11 protein-coding genes are annotated in these 12,847 nt (G+C 72.2%); 3 read left to right on the top strand and 8 right to left on the bottom strand.

Annotation, left to right across the window (positions count from 1 at the left end; genetic code table 11):
- Nucleotides 1-264: 264 nt before the first annotated feature.
- The 5 genes from ABT342_RS22740 to ABT342_RS22720 all read right to left on the bottom strand — a co-directional run bounded on the left by ABT342_RS22740 (nucleotide 265) and on the right by ABT342_RS22720 (nucleotide 6,616).
- Complete coding sequence (locus ABT342_RS22740) at nucleotides 265-1,701, bottom strand: NAD-dependent malic enzyme (RefSeq protein WP_351576734.1); 1,437 nt, start codon at nucleotides 1,699-1,701, stop codon at nucleotides 265-267.
- A 361-nt stretch (nucleotides 1,702-2,062) separates the two neighbouring features.
- Nucleotides 2,063-4,384 (bottom strand): HelD family protein, encoded by a 2,322-nt coding sequence (locus tag ABT342_RS22735; RefSeq protein ID WP_351576731.1) that lies wholly within the window; start codon nucleotides 4,382-4,384, stop codon nucleotides 2,063-2,065.
- A gap of 62 nt (nucleotides 4,385-4,446) precedes the next feature.
- A complete protein-coding gene (locus ABT342_RS22730; RefSeq protein ID WP_351576728.1) occupies nucleotides 4,447-5,319 on the bottom strand; it encodes an anti-sigma factor family protein in 873 nt (290 codons plus the stop codon).
- The gene (locus ABT342_RS22725; protein WP_351576725.1) at nucleotides 5,316-5,960 is read right to left on the bottom strand and encodes a sigma-70 family RNA polymerase sigma factor; all 645 of its coding nucleotides are present in this window, start codon (nucleotides 5,958-5,960) and stop codon (nucleotides 5,316-5,318) included. Before ABT342_RS22725 ends, ABT342_RS22730 begins: the two co-directional genes overlap by 4 nt.
- A gap of 26 nt (nucleotides 5,961-5,986) precedes the next feature.
- A complete protein-coding gene (locus ABT342_RS22720; protein ID WP_351576783.1) occupies nucleotides 5,987-6,616 on the bottom strand; it encodes a CGNR zinc finger domain-containing protein in 630 nt (209 codons plus the stop codon).
- A 101-nt stretch (nucleotides 6,617-6,717) separates the two neighbouring features.
- Between ABT342_RS22720 and ABT342_RS22715 the strand changes: the two genes are divergently transcribed.
- Together ABT342_RS22715 and ABT342_RS22710 are read left to right on the top strand one after the other, a co-directional pair.
- Nucleotides 6,718-6,957 carry a hypothetical protein gene (locus tag ABT342_RS22715; RefSeq protein WP_351576722.1) on the top strand — a complete coding sequence of 80 codons (240 nt, stop codon included), beginning with the start codon at nucleotides 6,718-6,720 and terminating at the stop codon, nucleotides 6,955-6,957.
- On the top strand, nucleotides 6,954-7,349 hold the full coding sequence (locus ABT342_RS22710) for a type II toxin-antitoxin system VapC family toxin (RefSeq protein WP_351576719.1): 396 nt from the start codon (nucleotides 6,954-6,956) through the stop codon (nucleotides 7,347-7,349). The genes ABT342_RS22715 and ABT342_RS22710 overlap by 4 nt, the downstream gene beginning before the upstream one ends.
- Before the next feature lie 21 nt (nucleotides 7,350-7,370).
- Here ABT342_RS22710 and ABT342_RS22705 read toward each other — a convergent pair whose 3' ends face one another.
- From ABT342_RS22705 to ABT342_RS22695, 3 genes are all read right to left on the bottom strand, one after another.
- On the bottom strand, nucleotides 7,371-8,546 hold the full coding sequence (locus tag ABT342_RS22705) for a uroporphyrinogen-III synthase (protein WP_351576716.1): 1,176 nt from the start codon (nucleotides 8,544-8,546) through the stop codon (nucleotides 7,371-7,373).
- A 75-nt stretch (nucleotides 8,547-8,621) separates the two neighbouring features.
- Nucleotides 8,622-9,998 carry a nitrate/nitrite transporter gene (locus ABT342_RS22700; RefSeq protein WP_351576713.1) on the bottom strand — a complete coding sequence of 459 codons (1,377 nt, stop codon included), beginning with the start codon at nucleotides 9,996-9,998 and terminating at the stop codon, nucleotides 8,622-8,624.
- Nucleotides 9,999-10,356: 358 nt separating this feature from the next.
- Entirely contained in the window at nucleotides 10,357-11,328 is a 972-nt protein-coding gene (locus tag ABT342_RS22695; RefSeq protein WP_351576710.1) for a LysR family transcriptional regulator, read from the bottom strand.
- 84 nt (nucleotides 11,329-11,412) lie between these two features.
- Between ABT342_RS22695 and ABT342_RS22690 the strand changes: the two genes are divergently transcribed.
- Nucleotides 11,413-12,783, top strand: a complete 1,371-nt coding sequence (locus ABT342_RS22690; RefSeq protein WP_351576707.1) for an MFS transporter — start codon at nucleotides 11,413-11,415, stop codon at nucleotides 12,781-12,783.
- The last annotated feature ends 64 nt before the right edge of the window (nucleotides 12,784-12,847 follow it).

Here is a 12,847-nt window from a genome sequence, read left to right as displayed (position 1 = left end):
CCCGGGTCTGCTGTCAGACCCTCGCGCCCAATTGAGCATCCTGCCCCCACCAGCGGCGGGAAAGCCAATCCGGCACCCTCCGGAGTCACACGAAAAGCGCCACAGGCCTGATCCGGTGACGTTCCGTCGACTTCGCCACGACTCCCCGGAGCCGGTCGGAGCCGTAGGACGCTGTCGCAGTCGCGTGTCGCGGGCTCATGGTCCCCGCCACCCTAGAGCGGAGATCCCGACCCCGCGACTCGCGACGCGCCGGAGAGTCGGACATCAGATCGAATTGTTGTTCCCCACCGCACCGGCGCCCGCCGCCTTCGCGGCGTCCCGCACGGCTCCCGCGACCGCTCCCGCGACCTTGTCGTTGAAGACGGACGGGATGATGTAGTTCGGGTTGAGCTCGTCCTCGGTGACGACGTCCGCGAGGGCCGCGGCGGCCGCGAGCATCATCTCGGTGTTCACCGTACGGGACTGCGCGTCCAGGAGCCCGCGGAAGACACCCGGGAAGACCAGCACGTTGTTGATCTGGTTCGGGAAGTCGGAGCGGCCGGTGGCCACAACTGCCGCGGTCTGGCGCGCGATTGCCGGGTCCACCTCGGGGTCCGGGTTCGCGAGCGCGAACACGATGGCGCCGTCCGCCATCGCGGCGACGTCCTGCGCCCCCAGCACGTTCGGCGCGGAGACACCGATGAAGACGTCGGCGTCGACGACCGCCTGCTTCAGGGTGCCGGTGACGCCCTCGGGGTTGGTGTTGTCGGCGATCCAGCGCAGCGGCGTGCCGGGGGCGGCGTCGACGAGGTCCTCGCGGCCGGCGTGCACGACACCGTGGATGTCGGCGACGACGGCGTGCTTGACGCCCGCGGCGATGAGCAGCTTGAGGATGGCCGTACCGGCGGCGCCGGCGCCGGACATGACGACCCGTACGTCACCGATGGCCTTGCCCACCACGCGCAGCGCGTTGGTGAGCGAGGCGAGCACGACGATCGCCGTGCCGTGCTGGTCGTCGTGGAAGACGGGGATGTCGAGGGCCTCCCGCAGCCGCGCCTCGATCTCGAAGCAGCGGGGCGCGGAGATGTCCTCCAGGTTGATGCCGGCGAAGCCGGGGGCGATCGCCTTGACGATCTCGACGATCGCGTCGGTGTCCTGGGTGTCCAGGCACAGCGGCCAGGCGTCGATGCCGGCGAAGCGCTTGAAGAGGGCCGCCTTGCCCTCCATGACGGGCAGCGCGGCCTTCGGGCCGATGTTGCCGAGGCCGAGGACGGCGGAGCCGTCCGTCACGACTGCGACGGAGTTGCGCTTGATGGTGAGGCGGCGGGCGTCCTCGGGGTTCTCGGCGATCGCCATGCAGACGCGGGCCACACCCGGCGTGTAGATCATGGAGAGATCGTCACGGTTGCGGATGGGGTGCTTGGCCGCCATCTCGATCTTGCCGCCGAGGTGCATCAGGAACGTACGGTCGGAGACCTTGCCCAGGACGACGCCCTCGATGCTGCTGAGCTTCTCGACGATCTCGTCCGCGTGGGTCGTGGAGGTCGCCGCGATGGTCACGTCGATGCGGAGCTTCTCGTGACCGGAAGCGGTGACGTCGAGGCCGGAGACCGACCCGCCGGAGGACTCGACGGCCGTGGTGAGCTGCGAGACGGCGGTTCCGCTCGCGGGCACCTCCAGCCGGACCGTCATCGAGTACGAGACGCTGGGCGCCGTTGCCATGGCCGAGTTCCTCTGCTTTCCCTAGCTTCGTTGCCGCCCCGCCCCGGCGGGTAGCCGGGCAGGGCCATCCGATGGTCGCACCTACCAGCCGGTAGCCGGTAATGCGCCTTCTGCTTTCGGAAACTGTTTTCCACCATACGAGAAGTTGACCAAAAACAGAAGAGGTCCGCGCCACCCGTAGGTGACGCGGACCTCTACTCATACGCTCAGTGGCACCGACCCGCCATGCTCGCCTCGCGGCAAGAGGTCCCTCTGAGGGACGAAGGTTGGGCCCGGGGGCTTGGATCGAGCCGGTGCCACAGACAGGCTAACAAACACTCCCGGAAGGTGATTCCCGTACGGCGTGTTGACTCGCCCGGGTTCAGTCCCTCAGCAGATCCGGGACCCCGTCCGCGTCCGGTTCGTCCCGCGGCCCCGACACCACCGTGAGCTGCTGGGTCGCCCGGGTGAGCGCCACGTACAGCACCCGCAGCCCGGCCGGGGACTCATCGGCGATCTCCGCGGGCGAGACGACGACCGTCGCGTCGTACTCCAGGCCCTTGGCCTCCAACGAGCCCAGCGCGACGACCCGTTCTCCGAGGTCGGCGAGCCAGCGGGCGGCCTCCGCGCGCCGGTTCATCGCGACGACCACGCCGACCGTGCCGTCGACGCGGTCCAGCAGGCGCTGCGCCTCCTCCCGTACGGTCCGCTCCAGATCGTCGCGTACGACCGTGAAGCGCGGCTCTACGCCGGTCGAGCGAACGGCGCGCGGGGACCGCGTGCCGGGCATCGCCAGGGTCAGGACCCGGGCGGCGAGTTCCGCGATCTCCGAGGGGTTGCGGTAGTTCACGGTGAGCTCGAAGCGGCGGCGCGGGCGGCTGCCGAGCGCCTCGTCGCGGGCCTCGGCCGCCTCGTCCGGGTCCGACCAGGACGACTGGGCCGGGTCGCCGACGACCGTCCAGGTGGCGTGGCGGCCCCGGCGGCCGACCATGCGCCACTGCATGGGGGTGAGGTCCTGGGCCTCGTCGACGATGACGTGCGCGTACTCGGTGCGCTCCGCCGCCAGCCGCTCGGCCCGCTCGCGCTGGCTCTCCTCGCGCTGCGGCATCAGCTCCTCGAGCCCGGTGAGCTGGTCCAGCGGGTCGAGCTCGCGCTTCTTCTTCGGGCGGGCGGGGGTGCCGAGCAGCGTGTGCAGCTCGTCCAGGACGGCCACGTCGTGCACGGACAGGCCGTCGCGGCGCAGGCTGCGGGCGACCCGCCGGACCTCGCCGGGGTTGAGGACGCGCCGCGCCCAGCGCCCGAGCCGCTTCTCGTCGGCCATGGCGTCCAGCACGCCGCGCGGGGTGAGCTCGGGCCACCAGGCGTCGAGGAACGAGACGAACGCGTCCTCCGACATCACGTCCTCGTCGAACGACGACCGCAGCTCGGCGGCCAGCTCCGGGTCGCTGTGCCGGCCGGCGGCGCCGGACTTCGCGTACAGCGCGTCCAGCAGCAGCCTGCGCGCACGCGGCCGCAGCAGGTTCACGGGCGCGGTGCCGCCGAGCACGTTGTGCCGGATCCGCTGGAGCTCGTCGGCCTCCAGCTCCAGCCGGCGCCCGAAGGCGACGACCCGCAGCCGGCCCGGCGCGTCCCCCAGTTCCAGGGCTCCACGGGCCGCCTTGCGCAGGACCTTCAGCATCCGCGACGAGCCCTTGACCCGGGCGACCGCCGGATCGTCGTACGTCGTCGCCTCCGCGCCGGCGGCGTCGGTGGCGAGGGAGCCCACCGCGCGGATCGCGACCTGCCCCTCCTCGCCCAGCGAGGGCAGCACGCCCTCGGTGTAGGCGACGAGCAGCGGGGTCGGGGAGACGATCAGGATGCCGCCCGAGTAGCGGCGGCGGTCCTGGTAGAGGAGGTACGCGGCGCGGTGCAGCGCCACGGCCGTCTTTCCGGTGCCGGGGCCGCCCTCGACGTACGTCACAGAGGCGGCGGGGGCCCGGATCACCAGGTCCTGCTCGGCCTGGATGGAGGCCACGATGTCCCGCATCGTGTGGCTGCGGGCCTGGCCCAGCGCGGCCATCAGGGCGCCGTCGCCGATGACGGGCAGCGCGGCGCCGTCGAGGGTGGCGGTCAGCTCCGGGCGCATCAGGTCGTCCTCGACGCCGAGGACCTTGCGGCCCTTGGAGCGGATGACCCGGCGGCGTACGACCCGGCCCGGCTCGACCGGGGTCGACCGGTAGAAGGGCGCGGCGGCCGGGGCCCGCCAGTCGATGACCAGGGGCGCGTAGTCGGAGTCGAGGACGCCGATACGGCCGATGTGGAGGGTCTCCCCGATGTCGGCCGTGTTGTCCGGGCGTACGGCGTCCTCGGCCGGCTCGACCGAGGTGTACGCGCCGTCCGGGCCCTTCTCGCCGTCCTTCCCGCGCAGCAGGTCGATCCGGCCGAAGAGGAAGTCCTCGAACTCGTTGTTGAGCCGGTTGAGGTGGACCCCGGCCCGGAACACCTGGGCGTCACGCTCCGCGAGCGCGCCGGGCGTGCCGACCTGGCCGCGCTTGGCGGCATCGTTCATCAGGAACTCCGCCTCGTGGATCTTCTCCTCGAGGCGGCGGTACACCTGGTCCAGATGTTCCTGTTCGGCACCGATCTCGCGGTCCCGGACCGAATCGACACCGGCGTCGACATCGGACCCGACGGCGGTATCGACAGCGGCTTCCTGCGCGGCCACTGAGGCCCCCTTCTGACGTGCACTGGGCAGCCGTCAACCGTACGCGAAGGGGGCCCGCTATGTCAGGCCTCGACCTCCACGAGGCGCTTTCCGTCGAACGTACGCACCTCGAAGTGATCGATGTCGTTGCGCTCCATGGCCGCGCCGCCGTGCACGTACAGCGGGTTCTTCGCCGACTCGTGCGTGCTGTCCGGGATGCCGTAGCCCCACTTGGGGACCGCCCAGGAGGTGACGACCTCCTCCTCGCCCGTCTTGGAGACGGCGATCAGGTTGCACTTGAGCGGGCCCTTGACGTTCTTGAGCTCCAGGACCGTGTGGGTGCCCCAGCCCTTCTTCTCCATGCCGACGGTGGCGCTGACCTTGGTGACCGCGTCCGTCGCCTGGATCTTCTCCTCCATGTGGTTGAAGAAGGCGTCCTCGGCGGGGCTGGTCGGGTGCGGCTCGATCGCGACGTTGCCCTTGCTGTCGTCGCCCTGGGTGGCGACCACGGCGACCGTCGGGCCGCCGACGATCAGGATCACCGACGCCGCGATCATGTACATGCTCCGTCGGCGCTTGCGGGCGCGCTGGGTGGCGACCTCGTCCACCAGCCGGTCCAGCAGCTGGGGGCTGGGTGCGGTGGGGATCGACGCGACGGGCGGAGGAGGTGGCGGCTCCATGATCCTGCTGTCGAACGGCAGGACGCTCGGCGGGATGTCCGGAGGGAGGCCCGGCAGGAGGTTCTCCTCCCGCGGCGGGGCCAGCTGCCCGGGGGACTCCCCGAGCATCGCCAGCATCGGCTCCATGCCCGCGAACTCCTCGAGGTGGGCGGCGCAGATGTCGCAGCCGGCCAGATGTGCCTCGAATTCGGTCGCTTCCGCGTCGTCCAGGATGCCGAGGACGTACGCCCCGACGGTCTCATGGATCGAGCCCTGTTCATCCTGCTGCCTGTTCATGCCGTGACCCCCCTCTCCTCCAGAGCGAGCTTCATGGAACGCAATGCGTAGAACACACGGGACCGCACGGTCCCACTGGGTATGCCGAGTGTCTCGGCCGCCTCATTGACCGTACGCCCCTTGAAGTACGTCTCGACGAGTACTTCCCTGTGCGCCGGGGTCAAATCGTCGAGCGCATCCGAGAGCGTCATCAGCCACAACGCCTTGTCGATCTCGTCCTCCGCGGGCATGACCTCCAGCGGCGACGGATCGACCTCCTGCGGCCGGGCCTGCCGGCTGCGGTGACCGTCGATGACGATGCGGCGAGCGACCGTCACCAGCCAGGGTCGGACAGAGCCGGTGGCCCGGTTGAGCTGACCGGCGTTCTTCCAGGCACGGATGAGCGTCTCCTGTACGACGTCCTCGGCGCGCTGGCGGTCGCCGGCGACGAGGCGCAGTACATAGGCGAGCAGAGGTCCGGCGTGCTCCTGGTACAGCGCGCGCATCAGCTCCTCGTCGGGGACGGAGGTGCTGGTGCGCGGCGGAACGGCGCGGTGCCGGGCCTGCCCTGAACGGTCATCGGCCACGGCGGCATCCTTGCGCACCCGAACCTCCCCGGTCGAGACCCTGACTGGCGTCTGGACTGCTTCCCTGTCGTCCATCACTACGGAGGGGGGCGCCAGTCGTCTCAACGGGGCGGGGAATTCTTTTCAAGATCTTTTACGTGGGGCTCGTCGTGCCGCGAGCCGGTGGTCCGGAGCCGGTGCCGGGCCACCCGTACCCGGTTGCCGCACACCTCGCTGGAGCACCAGCGGCGCCGCCGCCCGCGCGAGGTGTCGACGTAGACGCGGCGGCAGTTGTCGCCCTCGCAGCGGCGCAGCCGGGCGCGGGCGACCGGGTCGGTGAGCAGTTCCACCGCGTCGCGCGCGACGGCGGCGATCAGCGCGGCGCACTCGGGCCGGGCGAGCGGGGCGCGCACGAGGCCGCCGTCGTCGCCGCGTACGGCTCTCGGGGCGGGCGGGGCCGCGTCGGCGGCGAGTCTGTTGAGCCGGTCGAGGGCGCCGTCCTCGGCCCGGCCGTCGAGCTGGGCGTGGACCAGGCGCGCGACGCACTCGCGGAGTTCGAGGAACGGCGGCACCCAGCGCGCGGTCACCGCGGCGAGCGGGGTGCCGGGTGGCACCAGCCCGGCGGCCGTCAGCCACTGCCCCAGCCGCTCCGGCCCCGCCGCCGACCGCTGCGCCGCCGCGAGATCCAGCGCCAGGAGATCCAGGCAGACGCGCCCGGAATCGAACCGCCATCCGTACGAGCCCCTCGCCATGGCCATGACTTCAGGGTGCCCTCGACGGTGCGCGTCCGGAACCCCACTCACCGAAGGCGTGGTGGATTGCCCACGCTCGCGCGCGCATGCATAATGCATGCATGGTGGCACTGCAGATTCGTGACGTACCCGACGAAGTCCGCGACATACTGGCCGACCGCGCCCAGGAGCTCGGGCAGTCCCTTCAGACCTACCTCCTGTCGCTCGTCACGGCCGAGGCGGAGCGGACGAACAACCTCGCCCTGCTGCGTTCGTTCGAAGACCGGACCGACGGCGTCGACAGCTCCATGGATGAGACCGTGACGGAGGTCGAAAAAGCACGGGCGGAGCGCGCACGGTGATCGTCGTCGACGCCTCGGTCCTCACCGAGGCACTCACGGGTGACGGCACGGCGGGCAAGGCCGCCCGTGCCCGGCTCATGCGAGACAACCACTGGGCGGCACCAGAGCATCTCGTCGTCGAGACCTTCCACGCGGTCCGAGGACGGCTGCTTGGTGGAAAGATCACCCTCGCGCGTGCCGACGCGGCGGTGGCGGCCCTGTCCCAGGTCGCGCTCGAGACGATCGACGTGCAGCGGCTACTGCCCCGCATGTGGGAGCTCCGGCAGAACGTCTCCGGTTACGACGCCGCGTGCATCGCGGCGGCCGAGACCTTCGCCTGTCCGCTGATCACCGGTGACGCCCGCCTCAGCCGTTGCAACGCGGCGCGATGCGCCATCGAGGTCATCGCCTGACGCAAAGCCCCCCGAGCAGCACTACGCGCCTCCGTACTTCTCGTCCGCCGCCGGATCCAGCGCCAGCCGGTAGCCGCGCTTGACCACCGTCTGGATGAGGTTCGGCGCCCCCAGTGCCGTACGCAGCCGGGCCATCGCCGTCTCGACGGCGTGCTCGTCGCGGCCCGCGCCCGGCAGCGCGCGCAGCAGGTCCGCGCGGGAGACGACCCAACCGGGGCGGCGGGCCAGGGTCTTCAGCAAGGACATACCGGCTGGGGGGACCGGGCGCAGCTGGTCGTCCACGACGACCGCGTGGCCGCGGATCTCGACGCGGCGCCCGGCGAGCGGCAGGGTGCGGGCGCGCGAGGGGAGTTCGAGGCAGAGGAGCTGGACGAGCGGGCCGAGCCGGAAGCGTTCGGGCTGGACGGTGTCCAGGCCGCGCGCCTGGAGCGGCAGCGCGGTGACCGGGCCGACGCACGCGGCGAGGACGTCGTGGGCGAGGGCGTCGAGGAGCTGCGGGAGCAGCCCGCGCTCCTCGGCCCGCGAGAACAGGGACGCGGCCGCCGGGGCGCTGGTGAAGGTCAGGGCGTCCAGGCCGCGCGCCACGGTGGCGTCCAGGAGCCGGTCCAGCGGAGCGGCGTCCTGCGGCGGCATCCACCGGTAGACCGGTACGACGACGACCTGCGCGCCCCCGGCCCGCAGCGACTCGACGAATCCGGGAAGCGGTTCGCCGTGCAGCTGGAGGGCGATCCGGCGGCCCTCGACGCCTTCCGCGAGGAGCCGGTCGAGCACCTCGGCCATCGATTCGGAGGTCGGCGACCACTCCTCCGTCAGTCCGGCGGCCCGGATCGCGCCTTTCACCTTCGGTCCGCGCGCGAGGAGTTCGACACCCCGCAGGCAGGCCAGCAGCTCCTCGCCGCAGCCCCATCCGTCGGCCGCCTCCACCCAGCCGCGGAAGCCGATCGCGGTGGTGGCGACCACGACGTCCGGCGCGTGGGCGATGAGTTCCTTGGTCGCGGCCAGCAACTCGCCGTCGTCGGCGAGCGGCACGATCCGCAGGGCGGGCGCGTGCTGCACGACGGCGCCGCGGCGCTGGAGCAGCGCGCCCAGCTCATCGGCGCGCCGGGCCGCGGTGACCCCGACCGTGAAGCCCGCGAGGGGCCCCACGGCGGCGGCGGGGACGGCGGCATGCTGTGCGGTGTCGTGCTGCGCGTTCATGCCGACCGAGCGTGGCAAGGGAGCGTGACGGTCCCGGTTCGCCGGTGTTTCCGCGCCGTTAAGAGGCACGCCGTCTCACACCTCGGCGTAGCTGAGCTGCGGCTTCGCCTCGGCTGTGGCCTCCGGCACGGGTGCGGGGGCCGGCCGGCGAAGGTATACGGCCCAGGTGACCGCGCAGCACACGGCGTAGCAGACGAGGAAGGCGACGAACGCTCCCGTCCCCGTCCCCGCCGTCAGGAACGACTGCCGGAAGGCGAGGTTGATGGCGAGCCCGCCGAGCGCGCCGACGGCGCCGATCAGCCCCATCGCGGCCCCGGAGAGCCTGCGCCCGTAGGCCTCCGCCTCCTCGCCCGTCATGCCCCGGGCCAGCGCCTTGGCCCGGAAGATGCCCGGGATCATCTTGTACGTGGAGCCGTTGCCGAGCCCGCTCAGGATGAACAGCGCGACGAAGCCCACCAGGAAGACCGGCAGCGACTCGGTCACGGAGGCGTACAGCACGACACCGGTGGCCGCCGCCATCGCGACGAACGTCCCGAGCGTGATCCTCGCCCCGCCGAAGCGGTCCGCGAGCCGACCGCCGACCGGCCGGATCAGCGAGCCGAGCAGCGGCCCGACGAAGGTGAGCGACGCGGCCTGCAGCGGGGTGCGCCCGAACTGGGTCTGCAGGACGAGGCCGAAGGCGAAGCTGTAGCCGATGAAGGATCCGAACGTGCCGATGTACAGGAACGACATGATCCAGGTGTGGGCGTCCTTGACCGCCTCCTTCGCCGCCCCGGTGTCGTTCTTCACGGGTGCGAGGTTGTCCATGAACAGCGCGGCGCACAGCGCGGCGATCACGATCAGCGGCATGTAGACGCCGAGCACGATCCGTGGGTGCGCGGCCCCCGCGGTGCCGATCACCAGCAGTCCGACGAGCTGCACGACGGGCACGCCGATGTTCCCGCCGCCCGCGTTGAGGCCCAGTGCCCAGCCCTTCTTCCGCAGCGGGAAGAAGGCGTTGATGTTGGTCATGGAGGAGGCGAAGTTCCCGCCGCCGACGCCGGTGAGCGCCGCGACCGCCAGGAAGGTGCCGTACGACGTACCCGGCTCCATCACCGCGTACGCGGCCCCGGTCGGCAGGAGCAGCATCAGGGCGCTGAAGATGGTCCAGTTACGGCCGCCGAAACGGGCCACGGCGAAGGTGTACGGCACCCGGATCACGGCCCCCACCAAGGTGGCGACGCCGATCAGGAAGAACTTCCCGGCCGGATCGATCCCGTACTCGGGCCCCATGAACAGGACCATGACCGACCACAGGGTCCAGACGGAGAACCCGATGTGCTCGCTGAGCACGGAGAAGACCAGATTCCGCCGGGCGATCCGCTCCCCCTGCGACTTCCAGAAGGCCTCGTCCTCCGGGTCCCACTGCTCGATCCACCTGCCACCACTGCTGCCGCCGCTGCTGTCGGCCATGGCGCGCCTCCACACCTCGTGTCGGGTAGTGGAGGCGACGCTACGGACGACGGGTTTCAGCCCCGTGGCGCGAGGTGACCGGTGCGCAACCTTGCTCTCACCCGGGGCTCGGGCCCGGTGTGAGCGCTCCGCGACGACACCGCGGCCTCGTGTCCGGGTCCGGAGGACGGACCGGGGCACGGGGCCTTCGGGCGGTCGGGCGGTCGGCCGGTCGGGCAGTCGGCCGGTCGGGCAGTCGGTCGGGCGGTCGGGCGGTCGGCCAGGGAGATCAGCGGGCTGCCGCGCGGCGCTTGTGAGTGGCGCTTGCGCGTGGCGATCAACATGCCCCCGCCGACGGCCGCGCCGGCCATGACCGAGGTCAGGATTCCGTTCGCGCCACGAGGCACGCCCGGTCGGCCTCCGGCAGCCAGCTCCCGGCCGGCTGTGCCAGCCATCCCCCGGCCTCCTCCAGCGTCCGTGCCACCGCCCGCAGCACCGCGAGCCCCGGATGCCGCTGCCCCTTGCGCCACACCATCGACACCGGCGACAACGGCACGGGGTCGACGAGCGGCCGCAGGACCATGCCGGGCACGTCGATGAAGTCGGTGCTCGCCAGCACCGACCAGCCCCGTCGGCGCACCACGCGGACGAACTCCTCCTTGCCCACGATCTCCGGGAACGGCTCGGCCATCGCGATGTCCCGGCCTTCGAACAGCCGCGCCGCCAGGTCGGTCCACTCGGCCGTCGCCGGATTGCCCGCGGCCGCGTACAGGGTCTCGCCCGCCAGCGCGGCCAGCGGGATCTCCTCCAGCGCCGCGAGCCCGTGGTCCTCCGGCAGCAGGACCGCCATCCGCTCGAAGCGGACCGGCTGATGGGACAGGCCCGCGCGGACGGCCGGTTCGAGGCCGGCGACCCGGCCGAAGGAGACGTCGATCCGTCCGGCCAGGATCTCGGCCGCCGCACCGGCGAGTCCGCTGAGGAAGCGGGCCACGAACTCCTGCTCCGGGGCGGCCCCGCGGGCCTCCTCCAGGACCAGGTGGCCGGTGCCGACGGGGGCGCCGATGTCGACGCGCAGGGGGCGGGCGGCGGGGGCGAAGGCCTCGGTGAGTTCGTCGTGCGCGGCCAGGACCCGCCGGGCGTACGGAAGCAGCCTCCCCCCGTCCTCGGTCAGGGTGACCTGACGGGTCGTCCGCACGAACAGGTCCGCACCGAGGTCGCGCTCCAGCCGCCGGATGTCGCGGCTGAGCGCCTGCTGGGCGACATACAGCCGGGCCGCCGCGCGGGTGAAGTGGAGCTCCTCGGCGGCGGCGACGAAGGCGCGGAGCAGCCGGGGTTCGATGTCCTTGGGCACGCGGACGAATTTACAACAGGGGTGCGTCAATTGGGCCCGAACAGGTGTTGGACCGCAGCGACCGCCTGACGTGAACCTTGATCCATGCCGCAGACGACCACGTCACCCACGACCACCCTTCGTATGACCACCTCCGGCGGGACCCTGGTCCTGGCACCGGGCTTCCAGGAGCCGGGCGCGGGGCGCGGGGGGCACCACCCGAGGTCCGGGGCCGGGACACACGGCGCGGCCGCCGCGGCCCGGCGGCGGGACCGGCCGCCGGGCCCGTACGCGCGCCTCTTCCGCACCCCGGGCGCCCGGGCCTTCACCGCGGGGAACCTGATCGCACGCCTCCCGATGGGGATGTTCAACGTGAGCGCCGTGATCATGATCGCCGGGCAGCGCGGCTCGTACGCGCTCGCCGGTGCGGTCACCGCGACCGGTCTCGCCGCCTCCGCCCTCGTCGCGCCCTGGACGGCCCGGCTCGTCGACCGCTACGGCCAGGCCCGTATCGCCGTCCCCGCCACCGCGTTCGCCGTGCTCGGCTCGCTCGCGCTGCTGCTGTGCGTGCGGTACGAGGCACCCGACTGGACGCTCTTCGCCGCGTACGCCGCCACCGCCACGACCCCCAACACGGGCGGCATGTCGCGAGCCCGGTGGGCGCACCTCCACCGGGGCGACGCCGACGCGCTGCACACCGCGAACTCCTTCGAGCAGGCCGCCGACGAGCTGTGCTTCATGCTCGGCCCGGTGCTCGCGGCCTTCCTCTGCTCGGCGCTGTTCCCGGAGGCGGGCACGCTCGTCGGGGCCGCACTGCTGCTGACCGGGGTCCTGACGTTCGCGGCCCAGCGCGCCACGGAGCCGCCGGTCTCGCGCGGTGCCTCTCGGCGCTCGCCACTGCGCACACCACGGATGGTCCGGATGCTGGCGGTGTTCCTCGCCACGGGCGCGGTCTTCGGCGCGATGGAGGTCGTCACGATCGCCTTCGCCGACGGCCCGGCGGCGGGCGTCGTGCTGGCGCTCCAGGCGGCCGGCTCGTGCGCCGCGGGACTCGCGTACGGAAGGGCGCGGCGCACGCCCCGGCTCAGGACCTGCCTCGCGGCGATGGCCGCGCTGATGACCCTGCCCCTGCTGGCGGCGACCCTGACCGGTTCGCTGCTCGCGGTGGCGGGTGCGCTGCTGGTCGCGGGCATGGCGACGGCCCCGACGATGGTCACGGGGATGGGCATGATCCAGCGCCTGACCCCCGAGGGCCAATTGAACGAGGGCATGACGCTGGCCGTCACCGCGCTGCTCGGCGGTGTCGCGGCGGGGGCGGCGGCGGGCGGCTGGACGGTGGAGCGGGCGGGGGCGGCGCACGGCTACGCGATCCCGGCGCTGGCCGCTGCCATGGCGCTCGTATTCGCCGGTCTCCTGCACCGGAGCGGACCCACGAAGGGCCCCACTGACGCCGCGGGGCATCACTGTTCGACATGACCCCCGATCTGCTGAAAACCGGCGGAAGGGGCGGGTCTCCGCATGTTCCGGCGATATCGTCCGC

Origin of the sequence: Streptomyces sp. NPDC000410, from assembly GCF_040300305.1 — a bacterium.
Classification (GTDB): Bacteria; Actinomycetota; Actinomycetes; order Streptomycetales; family Streptomycetaceae; genus Streptomyces.
The sequence above is the reverse complement of the archived record's forward strand: the minus strand, read 5'-3'. Positions and strand labels throughout refer to the sequence as shown.

Bases quoted from the DNA above. Each gene is read 5' to 3' on its own strand.
- ABT342_RS22720 (WP_351576783.1), bottom strand. From the start codon at position 6,616: ATGGCGAGGGGCTCGTACGGATGGCGGTTCGATTCCGGGCGCGTCTGC.
- ABT342_RS22700 (WP_351576713.1), bottom strand. From the start codon at position 9,998: ATGGCCGACAGCAGCGGCGGCAGCAGTGGTGGCAGGTGGATCGAGCAG.
- ABT342_RS22725 (WP_351576725.1), bottom strand. From the start codon at position 5,960: ATGGACGACAGGGAAGCAGTCCAGACGCCAGTCAGGGTCTCGACCGGG.
- ABT342_RS22705 (WP_351576716.1), bottom strand. From the start codon at position 8,546: ATGAACGCGCAGCACGACACCGCACAGCATGCCGCCGTCCCCGCCGCC.
- ABT342_RS22730 (WP_351576728.1), bottom strand. From the start codon at position 5,319: ATGAACAGGCAGCAGGATGAACAGGGCTCGATCCATGAGACCGTCGGG.
- ABT342_RS22715 (WP_351576722.1), top strand. From the start codon at position 6,718: ATGGTGGCACTGCAGATTCGTGACGTACCCGACGAAGTCCGCGACATA.
- ABT342_RS22740 (WP_351576734.1), bottom strand. From the start codon at position 1,701: ATGGCAACGGCGCCCAGCGTCTCGTACTCGATGACGGTCCGGCTGGAG.
- ABT342_RS22690 (WP_351576707.1), top strand. From the start codon at position 11,413: ATGCCGCAGACGACCACGTCACCCACGACCACCCTTCGTATGACCACC.